Source organism: Flavobacterium sp. MMS24-S5, assembly GCF_050320125.1.
Lineage (GTDB): Bacteria > Bacteroidota > Bacteroidia > Flavobacteriales > Flavobacteriaceae > Flavobacterium > Flavobacterium tyrosinilyticum.
Genome location: NZ_CP190016.1, coordinates 3,125,693 through 3,146,371 on the forward strand (window position 1 = coordinate 3,125,693; position 20,679 = coordinate 3,146,371).

17 protein-coding genes, 1 tRNA gene and 2 pseudogenes are annotated in these 20,679 nt (G+C 34.2%); 7 read left to right on the top strand and 13 right to left on the bottom strand.

Annotated features, from left to right (window positions below; all coding sequences use genetic code 11):
* Nucleotides 1-65: 65 nt before the first annotated feature.
* The gene (locus tag ACPWTF_RS14470; protein ID WP_250834390.1) at nucleotides 66-1,448 is read right to left on the bottom strand and encodes an ammonium transporter; all 1,383 of its coding nucleotides are present in this window, start codon (nucleotides 1,446-1,448) and stop codon (nucleotides 66-68) included.
* Nucleotides 1,449-1,711: 263 nt separating this feature from the next.
* Nucleotides 1,712-2,200, bottom strand: a pseudogene (locus tag ACPWTF_RS14475) (nuclear transport factor 2 family protein).
* A gap of 242 nt (nucleotides 2,201-2,442) precedes the next feature.
* Between ACPWTF_RS14475 and ACPWTF_RS14480 the strand changes: the two are divergent.
* Complete coding sequence (locus ACPWTF_RS14480; RefSeq protein ID WP_427871748.1) at nucleotides 2,443-3,108, top strand: hypothetical protein; 666 nt, start codon at nucleotides 2,443-2,445, stop codon at nucleotides 3,106-3,108.
* A 91-nt stretch (nucleotides 3,109-3,199) separates the two neighbouring features.
* On the opposite strand, the gene ACPWTF_RS14485 is transcribed toward ACPWTF_RS14480, so the two are convergent.
* The gene (locus tag ACPWTF_RS14485; protein ID WP_095929746.1) at nucleotides 3,200-3,514 is read right to left on the bottom strand and encodes an HPF/RaiA family ribosome-associated protein; all 315 of its coding nucleotides are present in this window, start codon (nucleotides 3,512-3,514) and stop codon (nucleotides 3,200-3,202) included.
* Nucleotides 3,515-3,857: 343 nt separating this feature from the next.
* On the opposite strand from ACPWTF_RS14485, the gene ACPWTF_RS14490 reads away from it, so the two are divergent.
* Nucleotides 3,858-4,091, top strand: coding sequence for a hypothetical protein (locus ACPWTF_RS14490; RefSeq protein ID WP_427871750.1), 234 nt, complete (start codon nucleotides 3,858-3,860; stop codon nucleotides 4,089-4,091).
* 255 nt (nucleotides 4,092-4,346) lie between these two features.
* On the opposite strand, the gene ACPWTF_RS14495 is transcribed toward ACPWTF_RS14490, so the two are convergent.
* The gene (locus tag ACPWTF_RS14495) at nucleotides 4,347-4,616 is read right to left on the bottom strand and encodes a hypothetical protein (RefSeq protein WP_427871752.1); all 270 of its coding nucleotides are present in this window, start codon (nucleotides 4,614-4,616) and stop codon (nucleotides 4,347-4,349) included.
* 146 nt (nucleotides 4,617-4,762) lie between these two features.
* On the opposite strand from ACPWTF_RS14495, the gene ACPWTF_RS14500 reads away from it, so the two are divergent.
* Nucleotides 4,763-5,527: an Eco47II family restriction endonuclease gene (locus ACPWTF_RS14500; RefSeq protein WP_427871754.1), complete on the top strand. Its 765-nt coding sequence runs from the start codon at nucleotides 4,763-4,765 to the stop codon at nucleotides 5,525-5,527.
* Here the strand turns inward: ACPWTF_RS14500 and dcm are convergent.
* The 3 genes from dcm to ACPWTF_RS14515 form a co-directional block, all read right to left on the bottom strand.
* Nucleotides 5,503-6,747 carry a DNA (cytosine-5-)-methyltransferase gene (gene dcm, locus ACPWTF_RS14505; RefSeq protein ID WP_427875759.1) on the bottom strand — a complete coding sequence of 415 codons (1,245 nt, stop codon included), beginning with the start codon at nucleotides 6,745-6,747 and terminating at the stop codon, nucleotides 5,503-5,505. The two genes, ACPWTF_RS14500 and dcm, sit on opposite strands and share 25 nt — an antisense overlap.
* A 157-nt stretch (nucleotides 6,748-6,904) precedes the next feature.
* A complete protein-coding gene (locus ACPWTF_RS14510; RefSeq protein ID WP_427871756.1) occupies nucleotides 6,905-7,573 on the bottom strand; it encodes an AsmA-like C-terminal region-containing protein in 669 nt (222 codons plus the stop codon).
* Nucleotides 7,567-9,375: an AsmA family protein gene (locus tag ACPWTF_RS14515; RefSeq protein WP_427871758.1), complete on the bottom strand. Its 1,809-nt coding sequence runs from the start codon at nucleotides 9,373-9,375 to the stop codon at nucleotides 7,567-7,569. The genes ACPWTF_RS14510 and ACPWTF_RS14515 overlap by 7 nt, the downstream gene beginning before the upstream one ends.
* 231 nt (nucleotides 9,376-9,606) lie before the next feature.
* On the opposite strand from ACPWTF_RS14515, the pseudogene trxA reads away from it, so the two are divergent.
* A pseudogene (gene trxA, locus ACPWTF_RS14520) lies at nucleotides 9,607-9,926 on the top strand (thioredoxin).
* A gap of 299 nt (nucleotides 9,927-10,225) precedes the next feature.
* Here the strand turns inward: trxA and ACPWTF_RS14525 are convergent.
* The 6 genes from ACPWTF_RS14525 to ACPWTF_RS14550 form a co-directional block, all read right to left on the bottom strand.
* Entirely contained in the window at nucleotides 10,226-11,176 is a 951-nt protein-coding gene (locus ACPWTF_RS14525) for a DUF4625 domain-containing protein (protein WP_427871759.1), read from the bottom strand.
* Nucleotides 11,177-11,339: 163 nt separating this feature from the next.
* On the bottom strand, nucleotides 11,340-12,563 hold the full coding sequence (locus tag ACPWTF_RS14530; RefSeq protein ID WP_427871760.1) for a hypothetical protein: 1,224 nt from the start codon (nucleotides 12,561-12,563) through the stop codon (nucleotides 11,340-11,342).
* Nucleotides 12,564-12,613: 50 nt separating this feature from the next.
* A complete protein-coding gene (locus tag ACPWTF_RS14535) occupies nucleotides 12,614-14,359 on the bottom strand; it encodes a TonB-dependent receptor (RefSeq protein WP_427871761.1) in 1,746 nt (581 codons plus the stop codon).
* Nucleotides 14,360-14,363: 4 nt separating this feature from the next.
* Entirely contained in the window at nucleotides 14,364-14,822 is a 459-nt protein-coding gene (locus ACPWTF_RS14540; RefSeq protein WP_427871762.1) for a TonB-dependent receptor plug domain-containing protein, read from the bottom strand.
* Between the two features lie 10 nt (nucleotides 14,823-14,832).
* Nucleotides 14,833-15,303, bottom strand: a complete 471-nt coding sequence (locus ACPWTF_RS14545) for a DUF4625 domain-containing protein (RefSeq protein ID WP_427871764.1) — start codon at nucleotides 15,301-15,303, stop codon at nucleotides 14,833-14,835.
* Entirely contained in the window at nucleotides 15,300-15,731 is a 432-nt protein-coding gene (locus ACPWTF_RS14550) for a DUF4625 domain-containing protein (RefSeq protein ID WP_427871766.1), read from the bottom strand. Before ACPWTF_RS14550 ends, ACPWTF_RS14545 begins: the two co-directional genes overlap by 4 nt.
* Nucleotides 15,732-16,738: 1,007 nt before the next feature.
* Between ACPWTF_RS14550 and ACPWTF_RS14555 the strand changes: the two genes are divergently transcribed.
* The 3 genes from ACPWTF_RS14555 (at nucleotide 16,739) to ACPWTF_RS14565 (ending at nucleotide 20,398) form a co-directional block, all read left to right on the top strand.
* A complete protein-coding gene (locus ACPWTF_RS14555; RefSeq protein WP_427871768.1) occupies nucleotides 16,739-19,315 on the top strand; it encodes a M1 family aminopeptidase in 2,577 nt (858 codons plus the stop codon).
* On the top strand, nucleotides 19,312-20,238 hold the full coding sequence (locus ACPWTF_RS14560) for a DUF58 domain-containing protein (RefSeq protein ID WP_248729114.1): 927 nt from the start codon (nucleotides 19,312-19,314) through the stop codon (nucleotides 20,236-20,238). Before ACPWTF_RS14555 ends, ACPWTF_RS14560 begins: the two co-directional genes overlap by 4 nt.
* An 86-nt stretch (nucleotides 20,239-20,324) precedes the next feature.
* Nucleotides 20,325-20,398: transfer RNA gene (locus ACPWTF_RS14565), tRNA-Asp, on the top strand.
* Nucleotides 20,399-20,679 lie beyond the last annotated feature (281 nt).

The window sequence follows — 20,679 nt, forward strand, 5'->3', positions numbered from 1 at the left end:
CCGCCACGAATTCACGGATTTTATTTTTAAAATAATTCGTGAATTCGTGGCGGAAAAAAATATTTTTAACCGTAATGAGGCTCAGTAATTGGTTTTGATTTTGGATCTAATGTTTCATCATGTTGTGATAAATCCAATCCGATGTGTTCTGATTCTTCTGAAACTCTTAGCGGAATAATGAAATTGGTTACTTTGAACAAGAAATAAGCTCCAAAGAAAGTAAAGACTGAAACCAGAACCAATGCCATCATGTGATGTCCGAAAACATTCCATCCGCCGTGAAGTAAACTTGCATTTTCGCCGTGAGCGAAAATAGCGGTTAGGATCATTCCCATAATTCCGCCCACACCGTGACAAGCAAAAACGTCAAGCGTATCGTCGAATTTTTTAGAATATTTACAATTTACAGCCGTATTAGAAACCAAAGCTGTAATGAATCCGAAGAACATACTTTCTGGGACAGAAATAAATCCTGCAGCAGGCGTAATGGCAACTAAACCTACGACAGCTCCAATACAAGCCCCTAAAGCAGAAACTTTTCTTCCGTTCATTCTGTCAAAGAAAATCCAAGTTAACATCGCTGCAGCCGATGAAGTTGTGGTTGTAGCAAAAGCCATAGCAGCAGTTCCGTTGGCAGCAAGAGCAGATCCAGCGTTGAATCCGAACCATCCAAACCAAAGCATTCCTGTTCCTAATAATACAAATGGAATATTGGTTGGAATATGCTGGCTGTTTTTTCTTTTTCCTAAAACAATAACTCCGGCTAAAGCTGCAAAACCAGAACTCATGTGCACCACGGTTCCTCCTGCAAAATCTTTAACTCCAAAATAACTTCCTAAAATGCCAGTCGGGTACCAAACTGCGTGACATAAAGGAGCATATATAAAAATGGTAAATAAACTAATGAAAACTAAATAAGAAATAAAACGAACGCGCTCTGCAAACGAACCTGTGATAATTGCAGGACAAATGATGGCAAATTTCATCTGAAACAAAGCAAAAAGCATAAACGGAATTGTATTGGCCAATTGTTTATGAGGCAGAACGCCAACATAATCCATAAAAGCAAAAGTGGTCGGATTACCAAAAAAGCTGTAAAAATGATCGCCAGAACCAAAACCAACCGGTTCTCCAAAAGCAAGGCTAAATGCAACTACAACCCATAAAAGCGTAACGACACCTAGACAGATAAAACTTTGAAGCATGGTCGAAATAACGTTTTTCTTTCCTACCATTCCACCATAAAAGAAAGACAATCCTGGTGTCATGATTAAAACCAGACAGCTCGAAGTAAGCATCCAGGCAACATCGGCAGGAACAATATGATCTGTCGTTCCAAATTCTGACAAAACATAATTATTTTCGGTAACTGTTGGCCAAAAAGCCCCTATCGTACATACGACGCTTATCATGATAAAGGAGATAATCCAGCGTTTTTCTATTTTCATTTTTAAAATACTTTGTTTAACCCTATTTTTTTTGGGGTCAAAGTTAGAAAAAAATAAATATTCTTGTTTTTAAGGCTGATAAAATAGAGGTGTAGGTTTTATTTTGATGAAATTTACAAAATACAGGTTCTTTTTTTGACAGTATCTTATTCTAAAGTTACAAAAAAGCACTGTTTTTGCCGAATTAATTAAAAATAATCTGCTAACAGTGCTTCTAAAGTGCTCAAAAAGTTATGTTTATAATAAGAAAACCGTAAAATGTTTTATTTTTTCTGAAGTTTTGCAATCAAAGCGTCTTCAATGGGCGCTTTTATTTTGGTTACAGCATCAACTTCGTCATTTGGAACGGTCATCGATAGAACATAATGCTGAATTTTCCATTCGTTCCCCACTTTAACCAAAACTCCAGAACCGCGACAGATTTTCATTTGCGTATCTAATAATTCATCAAACCAAGCAATCTTTCCGCTTTTATCAAAAAAGATATGACGCTCTAAAGCTTTAAAATTCCATGTAGTTCCTTTATCGAAAAAGGGTTTTGCCCAAACGGCAAATTCTTTTTTGGTTCAATTTTCAGTTGCATCGGTTCCAATGTAAATCGCGTCGTCTGCCAATACATTAAAGTAAGCATCAAATTTTACTTCGCCAGCAGCTTTGTGCCACGCATCTAAAGTCTGATTGATTTTGTTTTTGTCTGCTTGTGCATTGGCAAAAGAAGCAACGAATAAAAGAAGTAAAAGTGTTTTTTTCATGAGATATGTTATTTGAGTTTAAAGGTATAATTTTTTTTGAACCATATAAGTGATATAAGAAAACTAAAGAAAACGAATTATTGCCGCAAAGGCACCAAGGCACTAAGAATCTTTAAAATAAAACTTTGCGCCTTGGTGCCTTTGTGGCAAGTGTAAGTAAAGCTTAAATTATCTTACAATACTTATATGGTGTAATATCTCAAAAACCACTATATTTGATTCTCAATAAAAATACCCCAGTCATGAAGGCAAAAATACTTCTAAGCTCAATAGCTGTTACTTCTTTACTTTTTATTTCCTGCAAAAAGGAATTAGAACCGCAAGCAAGCACAGCAACTTCTGAATTAGTAAGATTAGGACTTGCAAAAGATACCACAAAACCTGCTGCACCACTGGTGCAAGCACCTGCAACAAACCCAAATACAGTTTTAAGCGATACAAAAGGAATTAACCCTGCTCACGGACAGCCGGGACACCGTTGCGATATTGCGGTTGGCGCCCCTTTAAATTCTGCACCAACACAGCAAGCGCAGGCAACTCAAGCACAAACCGTTCAGGTAAATCCGACCCAGCAGAAAATGGTTACGACTACAACTGCTGCGCCAGTTAAAGTAGCAAAAGGAATGAATCCGCCACACGGACAGCCAGGACATAGATGCGATATTCCTGTTGGAGCACCTTTAAATTCTGCTCCTGCAAAAACTACAACAACAACAGCTTCAAATACCGCTCAAAGCGGAACAGTTACGCAAAATTTTACGGTTACTCCACCAGCATCAAACCCAGTTCCAGCTTTGTTAAGCACAGAAGGTACTGAAGCTACAGTAGCAGACGGAATGAACCCACCACACGGAAAACCAGGCCATCGTTGCGATATTGCAGTTGGAGCACCGCTGCCAAAATCGTAGTAAAAGTGACAAAGTAATTAAGCAACAAAGTGACAAAGATTCTAGGAAAACTTAGAATCTTTGTCACTTTGTTACTTTGCAACTTATTATATTAATGTTCTTTTATTTTTTCGAAAGTGCTCGTCAATGTTTTTTTAGCTTTGGCCAATGCACCGCTAAAAGCTTTTTCAAGACTTTCGGCGTGTTCTGTAACCGTAATTGGCTGTAGTTTTACAGGACGAACTTCAATCACACACTTTTTGTCATGCAAGCTGAATTTTTCTCCATTTTCATCTCCAAAATGAATTTCTACGCGAGTAATTTTATCTTGAAAACGGTCTAAGCTTTTTTCTACTTCTCCAGAAAAATAACTTTCTAATCTTGCACTTCCTTCAATGTTTTTGTCGGTGTTGATTTGTACTTTCATAACAAATAAAATTTAATGATTCATTCTCAAACTTATCGATTTTAAAGATAAAAGACAAGTAGGTTAAGGAAATATTATGAAATTTTAAATTGATTTATTTTTCAATTTTGTAATTTCGATTTGGAGAAAATATACTTAGAGTATTTTATTTTTAAATAAAGAAAAAACTTACAATTTCTTTTTGTTTTTCATATATTTGGAATTCCTAAACTTCAAATAATGAACACAAAAAAACTTTTTGCCCGTGCGGAATGCTGGCGGTATTGGAAACAACTGCAACGCGTATTTGAAGGCGTAGGACAGCTAACCCGTGCGGGTTTTATTTTCCCTAAACTTCAAAATTATGAGTACCAACACCCTTTCAAAAGAAACCGAATTGAGGTTAACTGAATTCTTCAACAATTCAATTGATTCTAAAAGTATGGCAAAAACCATTAGGCAAGTAAATTTCCTAATTGCGTTAAATGCCATACGAGAAGATGGATTTATGAAAACAGAAACCGTAAATATTGAAGATGGTTTCTATTGGCTAAATGAATTAGCAGAAATTCTTGATCCTTATTTGGTGATTGAGTAAGAAATGAGAAAAAGCCACTTGGGAAAGTGGCTTTTTTTATTTTAGTGTTTTGTTTTCTAAAGATCTTCAGATTTTTTTGATTTCAAATTTAATTATATGATCGCATAAGTCACATTTTATAGAACTTTCATTATCAGCTAACATATTTATTTCAATTTCGTTGTCACAAACAGGACAATTATAAATTATGTCATTAAGTTTGATAGGAGGATTGAGTGAAGTTGGTATATGTAATATTGAATGTTCAATCATAAATTAACCAAATTGAATATAGTCATAAATAAAATCATTTATTTGTTCGTCCTCAGAATCAAATTTTAGAACTATTTTAGAGCATAAATTTTCAACCCATTCTTCAATTTCTTTTTCTGAATTAAGTTTATTTAAAAAAAGTAAAAGTTTATTTTTATCAGTAAAATTATCAATGAATAATACAATGTCTTCTTTGAAACTATCTGCATAGTTTTTATTTGACTGTGTTAAGTATCTTTCTAAATAATTAATTTTTTCAGCTAAACTAATCATGGCTTTTTTCTTTCAAATATAAAATAAAAAGTTATGCTAAGTTTTGTGTAATTTGTATTTTTTAAACGAAAATTATTATATTAAAAAATATATTCAATTTTAATAGATCCAAAAAAAAGTTAATTTAGCAACTAAAATTATTCTTTATGGCAAATACTTATTTAAACTTCATATCTGATGAGCATTTTTTAAATTGCATAGGTAATCTACATAAATCATATTTAAAAGCTAAAAATAACATCACCAAGAACAAGTTTTATAGTAATAAGGTAGATACCATAAAAATGACTCTTGATTCAAAGTTTAATGATATTGATGAAGAAAGCCTGATTCAATCAGAAATATTAAGGCAAATAGACAAATCTATAAATAATTCAATTGGAACATTTCACGAACAAATTTTGGGTGGAATAAATGGTTATGAAATTGGGAGCCTAAGTGGTTTCGATATAAAAGCAACCAACGATACATTATTTGCTGATATAAAGAATAAGCATAATACCATGAATAGTAGTTCTTCTGAAGCGCTTTTTCAAAAACTTGCTAGATATGCTGATACATATAAAAAAGCAAATTGTTATTGGGTTCAAATTTTAGCGAAAAAAAGTTTTAATACATTATGGCATGGTGATATAAATGGAAAAGAATACAGCCACTCTCGGGTTTATAGAATTTCTGGAGATAGATTTTATGCCTTGCTTACTGGTGAAGAGGATGCATTTTTTCAATTATATAAAAAATTACCAATTGCAATTGAAGATTATTTAAATTCAATTGCTAAAAATCAGACGATAAATGATAATTCTGCTATAGATGAAATAAAAACTATCGCAAATTCTTCTAAACGAACTGTTTTGGATCAAATCACTTTTGAAAATTATAGCTATTATTTAGGTTTTGATAAATTATAGTATTTATTCAAAAAATCTATTATAGAATAACCGACTTCCTTTCCTAAGTTTACAGGCACAGCATTTCCAATTTGTTTATATTGTTGAGCAAGAGAACCTTCAAACTTCCAGTCATCTGGAAATGTTTGTATTCTAGCATATTCTCGAACAGTAAATGGTCGAGTTTCTTCTGGGTGACATCTTTCCGTTTGTTTTTGTGCCGGACTACAAGTTAAAGTTAGACAAGGTTCATCCCATCCAATTCTTCTAGCAATACCGGTTTTTCCACCACCAAGATAAAAACTTCCACCCATGAATTCTTTTTGGATGTGTAATGGTAGGTCTCTCCAATAACCTTTTTGTGGAACTAATTTTAAAACATCAATTTTGGATTGCGGATATTTTGAACCCCCTGAATGTGGAACATCACAATCAAATAAATCGCCTTTTTTTAGAGCATCTTCAAGATTGTATATTTTTTTATAAGGTTTTGGATATTCATATTTTACATTAATGTCTTTTCTAATACCAACTAAAATTAATCGTTCTCTTTTCTGAGGAACATTAAAATTAATTGCTTTTAAGACTTGCACAGGGACTACATTATATCCAATTTCATCTAAGATGGAAATCATTCCTTGCAGAGTTTTACCATTATCATGGCTTAATAAACCACGAACATTTTCTCCAATACAAATAGGAGGATTTACTTCTTTTACAGCTCTCGCAAATTCATAAAACAATGTGCCTCGAGCGTCTGATAATCCTAATTTTTTTCCTGCATAACTAAATGCCTGACATGGAAAACCGCCTGTTACAACATCAACTTTATTATGAAATTCTGAAAAACTATAATCTTTTATATCTCCTTCTAAAACATTCCAATTTGGTCTATTAGCTCTTAGTGTTGCACAAGCCCATTTATCAACTTCATTTAAAGCAACACATTTTAAACCTGCTTTTTCCATTCCTACAGCAAGTCCGCCAGCTCCCGCAAAAAGTTCAAGAACAGTGTAATCATTATGCGGTTTTACATAATTAGAAATGGTTTCTTGTATGTCATTATCTATAAAACTTGAAAATAAATTATTAATTTCAGATCTTTTGTACATTCTATAATTACTCATAGGTTCACGTACAGCATTCAGTCTTCCTTCATTATCCCAACGTCTTAAAGTCTCTTTACTCTTTCCTAATAATTCTGATGCTTCAGACAATGAAATATAATCACTCATAACCAAGTTGTTTAACATTATACAATGGTTACAAATTTAAAGGAAAAACTTTCAAATTAAGATTGTTTTTTTGTTATAAATTGGAACAAAAAGTGTTTATTTTTTTAATTCGCTAAAGATCATTTAAATAAGGCAACATATTTTTTTTAGAAATACATTTTTATCACCCCTTATCCTTCTTCCCCCACTTAACCTTCATTTTTCCTTCATTATCATAAGCAATCAAATGCAGTACAATACCCTTTTCGCGAACGGCTTTTCGTTCTTCTTTGGTGGCGAGTTTGGCGTCGTTTTTAGAATTTCTTAGCGGAATGGTAAGGGCAAGATTGGTGCCTCGGCCGAAAGAGTAAATACCATTTATGTCAAAATTTAAGACACTGGAACTTATGGTAAGTTTATTGACATCGACTTGTTCGCCACGCAAATTAAGCGAACCCGACAAATCGCTGAAAGTAATATTCTCTACATCGCGAAACGGAAAAGCAAATTTTCCGACTTTCATAATCGGTTCAAAATTGATTAATGCACCTTGATTGACATTAAAATCCAGTTTTCCTTTCATAGAGTTCACAATCAAATCACCTGTACTGCTCATTAAACCTGCAACATTCGCATTGCTGGTCAATCGCCCTCGAATGTTTTTTGGACTAAAAGATTTGATTCCGAAATTATTGAACGACCTTAAAAAGCTCGCAATATCAACTCGGTTTACTTGTGCGTTTGAAGTAAAAACATAACGATTTCCGCTTGGCTCTACAGAACCGCTAAAGTTTATACTTCCGCCAGAAGTATTTAATGTTCCGTTTTTGAGCAGGATCTTAGAATTTAGCATCTGGATTGTGGCCCAGTGTTGGTTGCGGTAAGCGCCCCGTAGGTGATATTATCGGCTTTGAGATTAATTACAGCCGTACATTTTTCTATTACCGATCGCAACTGATTCGTAAAATTGACATTCTTTTTAACTGGTTTTTTCTCTGCCACTTTTTGTTTCGGAGAATTTTGCAGAACGCCTAAAAACTGTTTTACATCGATATTCGGACAATAAATATTCCAATTTACGACCATTTTTTCGGGTGCATCGTAATAGAGATTCAGGAAATTATCGATTTTTCCGTCAATGCGGATAATGTTCTTTTTGTGTTTGTAAGCTATTTTTTTAATGTAAAGCGCCTCTTGTGTAAACGACAATTGCAAAGCCGTTTTTTCGGCGTGAATCTTTTTCGGAACATAATCAAATGTGGCATCAGCAATATCTACATCGCCCGTAAATTTGGGTTTATTGATGTACAAATCGACAATATCAAACTGAAATTTCAAATTGGCTTTGGCATGACCGCTTTCAAAATGAAGGATTTTCTCGTTCATCATTCCGTTGAGTTTCGAAATATCAAAATCGGAATTTACAACTCCGGTGGCAATTGGTTTTTCGAGATTGTTAATTACAGCTTGCGTAATTTTTAAAGGAATGCTTTCGTATTCAGCTTTAAAATTGGTTAGAATAATGGCTGAATTTGGATCGCTGGATTCTTCTTTGGGTTTAAAAGTGTTAGTAAAAATTCCTTTGAAACTGCAATTGGTAAACAAACCGTCAGGAATACTCACTTCGTTATCTCGAATGTCTGCCTGCACCACAATTTTCGGATTGCCCTCAACATTCAAATCGCCTTTAATGTCGCAGTTTACCTTAATCGGTTTTTTGATGTCAAACTGATTAAGCTTCGAACTAATGTTTGACGATAATAAATTGGAAGCATTTCGCCATAAAATATCCGTTCCGATATTGATTCCGAAAAGCGAATTGTTTTTTCCGATATTAAAAAAAGCGATAATGTCAAAAGCATCAGAACCAATTTTAAGTCCTTTAGTTTTAATATCTATTTTCTGATTGGCTTCGGCATACGAAATATCAAAATTGCCTTCCAGAATTTTTTCTTTAGCAAAACTTCCGTGAACGGTATTAAAGGCTAGACTATTGATTTTGGTATTCAAATACAGGTTGGTCTGCCAGCTGTCATCATCATAATTTACTTTAGATTTTAAACTTGCCACATCAAAATCAAACAATTTATGTCCCAAATGATTGTCAATAATTACACGAACATCGTTGAGGTTTACTTCGTCAATCGTAGTTTCGGGTCTTTCTTTATCGGTTTGCGTTTTTTTCTGTTTAGGTTTAAAAATATTGGCGTTCGAATAACCATTTTCGGCTTTATAAATATAAATATCAGCGTCGTTGATTAAGATTTTATGAATGTTGATTTCGTTCTGCAGTAAGCTCCAAATATTCAGACGCGCTTCGATTTCTTTTGCTCTCAGCAAAGTATGTTTGTGGCTCTGCCATTGATTGTCTTTTATTTCGACATCACTTAGTGCCAATGTAAAGTTTGGGAAACCAGTAAGAAACTTATAATGAAAATCTCTAATATGGAATTTGCCATTTATATTTTCGTTGATTTTGGTATTGACTTTAGCAATAATTTCGGCTTTATTTCGGTTAAAATAAATCGACAAACCTCCGCAGGCCAGCAAAAGTATTGCAATTAAACCCAAGATAAAATATCCAAAGCGTTTGGCATATTTTTTAAAAGAATCAGATTGCAGAAAGGATTTGGTTTTGGATATAGCTTCTTTCATAGTAGCCGAATTTTGGATGTATTAAAGATACTACAAAAAACTTTAACTTTTTATTGGTTTGATTTTCAGATAAATATATTGTAATTTTAAAGCTATGTGGCTTATAATTAATGATAATACATTTATAACGAAAACTAATTTAGTAATGGTGTTTGATTTATTTTAAATTTTTAAATTTGTACTGTAGTTTGAAAGTTAAATATTCAAACCTAATTTTAATCTTAATATATTATGGCATTAGCAATAACAGATGCTACTTTTGATGAAGTAGTTTTGAAATCAGATAAACCAGTAATGGTAGATTTTTGGGCAGCATGGTGTGGCCCTTGTAGAATGGTTCGTGTCCAATCATTGACCAATTAAGCGAAGAGTACGCTGGTAAAGTAGTTGTTGGTAAAGTAGATGTAGATGCTAACCAAGAATTTGCTGCAAAATATGGTGTGCGTAACATACCAACCGTTTTGGTGTTTCATAACGGTGAAGTAGTAGGAAAACAAGTAGGAGTAGCTCCGAAACAAACCTACGCAGATAGTTTAGACGCTTTATTGTAATCTTAGATTACGATTTATATTTGAAAAAAGGTTTGACTATTGTCAAACCTTTTTTCATTATTAGAAAAGCGAAATTCTAATATATGCTAATGAATTTACATTAAAAATTAATATTAAAACGGTATTAAACTACTACTTTCCTTGTCTTCTTAAATCTAACGGAAGTGAAGAAGAAATCTTTTGATCTTTTAATAAACTTAAAAAGAACTATCTTACATATATTTTTCGTCTGTAAAATACTAAACACAGGAGATCATTATTTATAACAGCGGATCATTAATTGCTCAGCAAATCATAGTCTATTTCATTTGCACCGTAATTTCTCCGTAATGGAATAACGTCATATTGTAGGTGGTGTTGTGATATATAAAACCCACATAGTATTGTCCTGATTCCCATTTTTTTAAATTTTGAACGGGATTTGGTATAGGAAAGTTTTTGTCAGAAGCAGCTCCGATTTTAATTGCTGGCGAAAGTATCGTTAATGGGGTTGTAGTAAAGTTATACATATTTGAGCCAAACTCTGACTTTGACAGGTTTTTATGTTCCCAATAGTCAGCAACAATAGATTTTGAGAAATCTATAGAGCCTATTGTCTCCGGTTTGTGATTATGCTTTTTATTAATAATAAGACAATACATTTTTCCTTCTCCCTTTATTGAGGCAATGTTAACAATAGGGGATAGAAATTCATTTTCTTGTATATTTTCTTCTGATTTGTAAGATTCGGTATCATAAATATTACGCTGTGAATACAATGTTCTGATATGCTTAAAATCTGAGTCAACGGCCTCTATTCCGAATTCAAATTTTAAATCAATCGGAAGATTTTCCGGAGCATATATATTTAGTGTTCTTTTTTCTTCAAGTTGGGTTCCATTCGTGTCGGTAACGATAATAATAAAGTTATATTTTCCCTCTACAGCATTTGCTGGAATATTAAAATGCTTATGAACAACAGCATTTTTAGCGCCTGCGTATTGCTCCCAAATGATTTGATGCGACCATACTTTAGAATATGTTTCAGTATTGATCTGATCTATTTTTATCTTAACATCTTTTATCTTTTCTCCAGCGGTAATTTCAGCATTAAAATGAAAATCCTGATTTATAACGCCGATTTCATTATTCCCTAGTCCAAGTTCAACTTTATCGATTGTTGGTTTTTGGGTTAGGTGTTCGTCATCATTACAGGCTATAAAGGGAAGTATGCATAGGAAAAACAAGAGTCTAAATTGTTTTGTTTTCATAAATTATGATTTGGTAATTGTCTGGGTTATATATTTTGATCTGTTAAATTCTTTATTGTTGTACTGAGAATTAGTTCTGAAGATGAGCTTGCGATTGTAGTTACTTTTATTTACTAGTCCTGAAAAATCGATAGAGATTTTTTAGGACTAGTTAAATAGTATTTTAGTGATTATGAGTTTCGCTGTTTTCGTAACCCAAAACCGTAATCATATAAGGCGTGCTAGAAACCTTAGTCTTTTTGATTGCCAATGTCGAAAGATTTACCTGTACTAGTTCTCCAGTTGTTGGCGAAGTAATATAAGCAAAACGGTCTGTAACTGCCATTTGAGGTTTTAATGTTGCATCTGTAGCCGTTTCTGCAGTTGCTTTAATTTCTTTTACTGCTTGTAAACTGCTAATGTCGTAAAGTTTAAATTCCCCAGAATGTAATAAAACAGCCAGTTTTTTATGGTCGTAACTTGTTTTGCACTGCATAATAGTTGTGTTCGCAATAATTGGTTTTACAGTATTAGCCACAACATCAATTAAATAAGCGCCTTTTGCAGCAGTATAACCAATAAATTTCCCTGCCGAAGCTGTTTCTAAAATACTTCCAAACCAAGCTGTGCCAAAATCTGCTGGATGATCGATTAGTTTTTGGTTTCCGTTATTTTCTACAACCAAAATTCCGCTTGACGAACCAAAAACAGCATAAACACCGTCTGAAGCATTTCCGTGAATTCCTTTTGTCGCAATTTTAGCATCAAAAAGTGTTTTTCCGGTGTTGTCAATGATTTTTACTTTTTCTGGAAGCGTTCCCGTAACCGAATTATCTTTTACGGTAATCGCATAAGTTCCGTTTGTAAAAGTTGCCATTGCACCGTGATGCGCCAATAAACCAGCATTTATGGTTTTGAAAGTTGAACCAGCTTTGTTTACATCGGCTTCTTTGCCAACAGAAAGTGTTCCGTCTCCGTCGTTAAAAGTCAGTATTTCTCCAATTTTACTTTTAAAATGTGTTGGTTTTAATGCGCTTGTCGCTAAAATTCCAAATTTCGGAACATCATCAACATCAATATGATCGCCGTGTAATTCCAATCCGCTGTCAAAAGTTTCTACAAAATTATTGTCTCTGTGAACAATTCCTGCAAAACGTCCAGATTCTGTTGTGTACAAAGATGATTTTGGGAATTTTGCCGTAAAAGAACTGATTTTATCTTCATGCGGATCAAAAAGCGTTAACTCCGTAGTTTTTTCGTCAGAAAGTAAAACTCGAACAAATGTATGTTCTTCTGAAGTGTCGTGGTCATGATCATGATCGTCGTGGTTGTCATCGTCGTTGCTGCACGAAACTGCAAAAAGCGAAACTGCAAATAAAAATAGTAGTTTGTAAAACTTGTTTTTCATTGTAATAAAGGGTTTAAAATTTGTAAATAATTGAGTTTTGAATGGTTTGCTTATCGTGAAAACGAAAACGGAATCTTCATTGAAACAATAATGTTTCGTCCCGCTTCTGGAAGTTCGATAAGTCTGTAAAAGCTAGTGTGATTTAAATATCTGGTATTAAATAAATTCTGGATCTGAATATTGAGGCTGATATCCTGTTTTCCTGTTTTTATTTTTGAACCAAAAGCCATATTAAAAACATGACTTTCGGCGGTCTTTTTTTCAGGCGGAACGATATTATTTTGTTCTGCTGTAAAGCGATAATCAACAGCGAAATAAGGTTCTTTTAAAAAAGGAATTTGAGGTTCGTAATTCAATCCCAACAAAACAGAAGGTGGAGGTGAAAACGGAAGCGTATAGCCTTTTTTACTTCCTGATTTTTGTTCCGAATAAAGATATTCGGCGCCAATTTCTGCACTTAAAGATTTTAGGAAATAATAACGAGTCTGAAATTCTGCACCGTAACGAAAGACTTTGCTTTGTTCATATTCAAAAACCTGATTTCCTGCGCCATAATAAATATCATGAGCTGAAGTCGGATTGAGATAAATGAAATTTGGAAAATAATTTACGAATGGAGTAAACTGAAAAGAGAAGTTTTGCGCTTTCCATTCCATTCCCAAATCCAATTGATACGAACGTTCTGCATCCAGATTCGGATTCCCTTTTTCGAATCGGAAATAATGATAATTTACACCGTTTGAAGCCAGTTCTTTGGCAATCGGCATTCTGAAACTTGAACCCAAATTGGCTTTCAGCGAAAGCTTTCCAGGATTGTAATTTGCTCCAACCGACCATGTAAAACTGTCAAAAGTTTTCGTGAGATCCTGAGAACGCTGTAAATATTCTAAATTGGTTTGATTGTTTTCAGAAACCGGACTTTGAAACCAATCGTAATACGATTTCATTTTAATTTTTCCGTAATCGTAACGAATAGCGCCGTTTAAAAACCATTTTTCGTTCAGTTCAATTTTGTCATAAGCAAATAAACCTGCATTAAATTGAGTGAAAGCGGGAATTAAAAAACTCCATCCGCCAATTTCGTTTTGCTGAAAAACTACATTAGAACCAACCGTAATTTGATGATTTTGAATTCTAAATTCATCTTTAGCAGAAAACGACCAAACATCTTTATCATATTGGCGTTCCAAATCTTGTGGAGCGTACATATCTTCTGGATAAATTGGAGGCATATAACCGTGATTGACATAATGGCTATATTCTCTTCTAAAGTTATTCTGAAAACCAATTTGCATCTCAAAAGCATGATTTTCCAATTGAAAAGAAGTCGTATTGCTCACCTTTAAATGATTGACTTGCTGATATGGCATCAAAATATCACGGCTCGATTTGTCGTGTAATTCTAAATCTACATTTCGGGGTTCGAGTCCGTGCGCATTCGCGAAAAATCCGCTTTTGGTATGCACATTGCTGAAATAGAAAACCGATTTAAAATGCTCTCCCGAATACCCTGTACTCAAGTGGAAATCAAGTTCTCGTCCTGCCGTATTTCGTAAATGATTTTTGTATAATGGAACAGCATAACTATAGACATGAACCACATCGGTCGGAACGCGATAATCGCCGTAATCCATTGTGGTTACTCGAGAATCAAAGAACCAATTTTCGTTTCTTCCAAATAAATTAATAGAACTTCCAAATTGCGCATTGTTGCTTTTTCCAGTAAGATCAACGCTTCCGCCAAAAGTGTTTTGCAACGGAAGAGGCAAAGGTTTAATATTTACCGCACCCCCCACAGCATCAGATCCGTAAATAAATGAAGAAGTGACCTTTTATAATTTCTACCCGATTGACAGCATACTGATCGATTTCCAATCCGTGATCTGCGCCCCATTGTTGTCCTTCGTGTTTCAAGCCGTTCTCCACCACAATAACCTGATTGAAACTCAAGCCACGAATAAGCGGTTTTGAACCTCCAGAACCAATCGAAATAGTTTTAACTCCAGGCAGTTTCTGCAAAGACTGCATTAAACTTCCGCCAAGGTTACGCTGAATGAAACTATTGTTTACCGTTTCAACATTCAGCGATTCTTCTTTTTTGCGTTTTTCGGCAGAATTTCCGTTAACTAAAACTTCGTCAAGCGCTTTGATTTCTTGTTTTTTTTCTGAAGGCTGATTTTGAGAAAAAGCTTCGGCTGTAACCAATAAACTGAGGAGTAAAAAACAATATTTCCAATACATGGATAGGGCATTCTTCATTAATCTGATCTTATAAAATTTTAATACTTAAACCTTTCAACGTCTGCCAGCCTTCTTTATCCGTCAAGCGGATCATAAAATGATAATCTCCAGGATCAACATCGGCAGGAATGGTGATTTGTGCTGTTGCTTCGTAACTTTTTAAACCATCAGGAATAGTGTAATTGTTGATGAAAAGCATTGGTTTTACAGGTTTTTTTACCGCTTCCATTTCACAGCTCGTCACTTCTGTACTGTGTGTATGATGATCGAAATTGTGATGAATATCAAGGCTGTAAGAACCAAGTGCGACATTATCATTAAAAATGGCTTTAAAAGTGATGGTTTGACCGCGCTCGATTGTACTACATTGAATCGGAAAAGCATTCGCTCCAGTGATGTCAATTACAGGATATTCGGTATCGATTTCTGCGTTATCGCTTGAGCAGGAAGAAATGAAGGCAAGAGCAAAAAAGCCTAATAGGAATTTTAATTTTTTCATATTTTTTGATTTATAATGGTTAGGTTTTTCTTCACTTCTAGCTTACTTCCATTTTGATCGTTTACGATAATGATGAAGTCGTATTTGCCTTCTGCAGCATCTTCTGGAATATCAAAGTGCTTGTGAACTGTAGCATTTTTTGAGTCCGCATATTGCGTCCATGTAATTTCATGTGACCATATTTTAGAATACGTTTCGGTGCTTTTTTGTACAATCTTAACTTGCACATTTTTGATTTTATCAGCAGCTGTCACTTCTGCATTAAAATGGAAATCCTGACCAATAGTTGCTGTTTCGTTATTGCCAAGACCAAGTTCGATTTTATCAATGGTGGGAATTGCCTGTTCTTTTTCGGAATCGTCATTGCTACAGCTTGTAAAAGCAATTGCAGCAAAGAGAGAAGCCAAAATGAGTTTTGTTTTTTTCATTTTTTCTGATTTGATTTTGATCATTTTATAAAGGGTATTTGGGTTACAAAAAGGGCATAGCGATTTCAATATTCCAGTCCCATTGTGACAGAATGCTGGTAGAAAATTGGATATTTGGCTAAGTCCCAGAGGGACGAAATATTTATAGAAAAAAGATTTACGACCTAAGAAAAAGCCTCAGAGAAGCGACATATATCTTTTCTCTAGTTAAAACAGCATAGCCGCAACTAAAAACCTAAATTGGGATTTAGTTCGAATGCAGTAAATCGATAAAAATTGGAAAGTGTTTTTTGTGTAGAAAAAGCTATTTCAATGTCAATGTCAATGTCAATATCAATATCAATATCAATATCAATATCAATATCAATATCAATATCAATATCAATATGTTGTATTAAATGCTTAAAATGAATAAAATAGCCTTTGAATGTTTTAGGATTTTGAAATCATAAAAACAATTAAATAGCCGAATGGCAAAACAATCGGGAACACAAAAAAATACTAAAGTGTAAAAGGCGGGGCTCGAAGGGAAAATAAAGAGCCCTTAAAAAATGTAAAATGCGGTTTGTTGTAAAAATTAAGGTGTTTTACAACAGGTTTATTCTTGAAGAACTGAAAAGCAGTAAACTCAAAGGTGCCAACAGCACTGAATTTAAAATCGCAAATCGAACATTTATGAAACGAATGCAGTTTGGCTTTAAATTGCGGTTTTTCGGAAACAGAAAACTCTAATTTCTCTTTGCAATTATGAGTGTCTAAAATGTGTTCGTACGAATGGACAGCCGGAAAAAGTATTGCGAACAATACAATTAAAGGCATTAAAAGATTAATAAGTTTAAGTTTCTTTTTCATTCGTTGAGATTATTTCCGACTCATTTAAAGTCAGAATTAATGCAATAGTGTTGCAAATATAGAAATCTTATTTTTAAATGCAATGTTGTTGCAGTAATTGTTTGCGAAAAATCAATGCTTTTGCTAATTTTAGCAAATCTTATATTCCTTAAAAAATGAAAATTTTCTACAGCTTTCTTTGTTTTTTTATCTTGATTTTTAATGGTTTTTCGCAGTCAAAAGAAATGCAGGTTTATCTTTTGGATAAAGGTGTTTCAGAGTCATTGGCTAATTATAGAAAACAGGAAATCTCAGATGTCACTTACGGACTTTCATTTGAAATTCCGAATAAAAAAGAAGAACAAATTAAAGCCAATTTGGTTTTAGGAGTAACTTTGCCAAATCATCCTTATCGTTATGTTTATTTAGATTTTAAAGAGAAAACGGAAAACATACAAGCAATTGAAGTCAATGGAAAAAAGGTTTCAATTGTACACGAAAATGGCCATATTGTGATTGATTCTTCGGCTTTAGTTTCAGGAAAAAATAGCATTTCAATTTCTTTTATTGCAGGTAATTTATCATTAAATAGAAATGATGATTTTCTATACACTTTATTAGTTCCAGATCGCGCAAGTACATTGTTCCCGTGTTTCGATCAGCCAGACATAAAAGCTACTTATAGACTAAGTCTTTCTGTGCCCAAAGAATGGTCAGTTTTGGCTGGAGCCCATGTAAAAGAAAAAACCGAAAAGGGAGATTTTACACTGTACACTTTTGCAGAATCAGACAAAATGAGCACGTATTTATTTTCTTTCGTTGCCGGAAAATTCAAAAGCGCGACACGAAAGCCAGGTTTAGAAATGACGATGTTGTATCGTGAAAATAGTCCGGAGAAATTTCGCGTAAGCGCTGATACTATCTTCAATTTGCATCAACAATCTTTAGATTTTTTAGAAAAATATACCCATTATAAATTTCCGTTTCAGAAATTGGATTTTGCATCTATTCCAGTTTTTCAATATGGTGGAATGGAGCATGTAGGAGCAATTCAATACAGAGAATCGACTTTGTTTCTAGACAACAGCGCAACCGACAGTGAGAAATTAAACCGCGCAAAACTCATCGCACACGAAACCTCACACATGTGGTTTGGCGATTTGGTAACCATGAAATGGTTTGACGACGTTTGGATGAAAGAAGTATTTGCCAACTTTATGGCCGATAAAATCATGAATCCGATTTTTCCGAAAGTCAATCATAATCTGCAGTTTTTCACGGCGCATTATCCTAGCGCTTTCGCGGAAGATCGATCTTTAGGAACACATCCTATCAAACAGCATTTGGCGAATTTAAAAGATGCGGGTTCACTATATGGAGCCATTATTTACAACAAAGCACCAATTATGATGCGTCAGTTAGAGGCTTCGATGGGAAAGGAAGCGTTCCAAAAAGGAATCGAAAAATACATTCAGAAATATGCCAACGACAATGCCGATTGGAATAATCTCGTAGAACTTCTCGATGCCGAAACTCCATTAGATATGAAAAAATGGAGCGATGTCTGGGTAAATAAATCGGGGAGAGCCATTTTTACGGATCAAATCGAATATGATGCTAAAAACCAAATTAAAAGTTTTGAAATTCAACAACAAGCCGAGGATAAATCAGAGAATATTTGGCCTCAGGTTTTTCAGATTGGTTTAGTTTATGGTAAAGAGGTAAAGGTTTTATCGGTTAATATTAATGACAAAAATACCGTTATAAAAGAAGCTATCGGACTTGAAAAACCGCTTGCCCTTGTTTACAATTATAATGGTTTTGGATACGGAGTTTTTCCGCTTGACGGGAACAATTTAAATTATATTGCTGATTTAAAAGATGAAATGGCAAGAGCTTCTAGTTATAGTAATCTTTATGAAAATACTTTGATTGGCAATGTTTCGCCAGAAAAAGCTTTTGATTGTTTTCTAAAAGGGATTCAAACAGAACAAAACGAATTGGTTTTGAGAATTGTTTCAGGAAATTTAAATACGATTTACTGGAGATTATTGACAGAAAAACAGCAAAGTAAAGTTCAGAAACAGCTTGAAGGTGTTTTATACGAGTGTTTACAGGCCAATTTATCTGCGAATATCAAAAAGACTTTATTCGGATTATTTAGCTCAATTGCCTATTCTGATTCGGCGAAAGCCAGTTTGTATAAAGTTTGGAACAGAGAAATCTCGATTCCGAACTTGAAATTAAACGAAGACGATTATACCAATATGGCAATGAATCTGGCTATTTTTGAACATCCAAAAGCCGATGAAATCTTGGAGAAAACCAGAACATCATTTACGAATCCGGATAAGCAAAAGCGTTTTGAGTTTTTATTGCCTTCATTATCCAAAGATGAATCGGTTCGGAGTGCTTTTATAGAATCTTTAAAAGACGATGCAAATCGTGAAAAAGAATCTTGGGTTTCTGTAGGTTTGGCAAATGTAAATCATCCGCTTCGTCAAGAAAGTGCGCAGAAATATATTAGATTTTCATTAGATTTGGTTGATGAAATTCAGCGAACGGGAGATATTTTCTTTCCGAAAGACTGGTTGGATAATACCGTTGGGAAATATTCGTCGAAATTTGCTTTTGATGAAGTACAGCGATTCTTAAAAGAAAACCCTAATTTTAGTCCGATCTTGAAACGTAAATTGTTTCAGGCGACAGATTTGCTTTATAAAGCACAAAATATTAAAAAAGAAACCGAATGAAAATCGAATCGGAAATAGAGAAAGTCTCCAGTTTTCAGCATCTTGAAATGCTGGCCAATCAGGTTGTGGAAGGTTTTATATCGGGAATGCACAAGAGTCCGTTTCATGGATTTTCGGCCGAATTTGCTGAGCATAAAGTTTATAATGCAGGCGAAAGCACAAAACATATCGACTGGAAATTATTCGCCAAAACGGATCGTTTGTACACGAAACGTTTTGAGGAAGAAACCAATTTGCGCTGTCATTTGATTGTAGATAATTCGTCATCAATGCATTATCCTGAGCTCAAATCGAATCAGCCTTTTTATGAAAAGAAGATTGGTTTTGCGGTTTTGGCTTCGGCGGTCTTGATGAATATTCTAAAGAAACAGCGCGATGCCGTTGGGTTAAGCGTTTTCTCGGATAAATATGAATATTACGCTCCAGAAAAAGGAAGTGATCGTCACCATAGAATGCTTTTGAATAAACTGGAAGAATTATTGGTTCAGCCAAAAGTCAAAAAAACGACCGATACAATAACATATCTGCATCAGATTGCAGAGAAAATGCATCGCCGTTCGATGATTATTTTGTTTACAGATATGTTTCAGACTGAAGATGATGAAAAGCTTTTTAACGCTTTACAGCATCTTAAACACAACAAACACAAAGTGGTTTTATTTCATGTAGTGGATAATGAAACCGAATTGAAATTTGATTTTGATAACACGCCAAGAAAGTTTATTGACTTAGAATCAGGAGAAGAGGTTTCGATTTTTGCTGACAACGTAAAAGAAGAATATGAAAAAAGGGTAGAGGCCTACTTTAAAAACTTGGCTTTAACCTGTGCGAAGAACCAAATTAAGTACGTTCCAGTAAATGTTGGCGATAATTTTGAAAAAATATTGACTACATATTTGGTTGAAAAACAAAACTTTGGATAAATATTTGAAAATTTATTTCATTTTTTTTACAAAAACACTTGCAGAAATGAAATTCTGTACTATCTTTGCAACCGCAATAACGCAGAGGTTTGGTAGTTCAGTTGGTTAGAATACATGCCTGTCACGCATGGGGTCGCGGGTTCGAGTCCCGTCCAGACCGCAATATTGGGGAAGCCTTTCTTAACAGAAAGGCTTTTTTGTCCAAATACGGTATCTAAGATTAGTTGTGTTGTTTTGCTACGACTTTGTAACTCGTAGCTGGTTTAGTAGTTAGACCAATGAAAAGCTTTCCACTTTTGTGGATGGCTTTTTTGATTTAAAACACTTTTGGTTTGTTTAAATGCGATGAAAATTTTACCGCAAAGAGCGCTAAGATTTTACGCAAAGTCCGCAAAGATATTTTCTAAAGAATGCAAAGTTCGCAAAGCTTACAATTGAGAA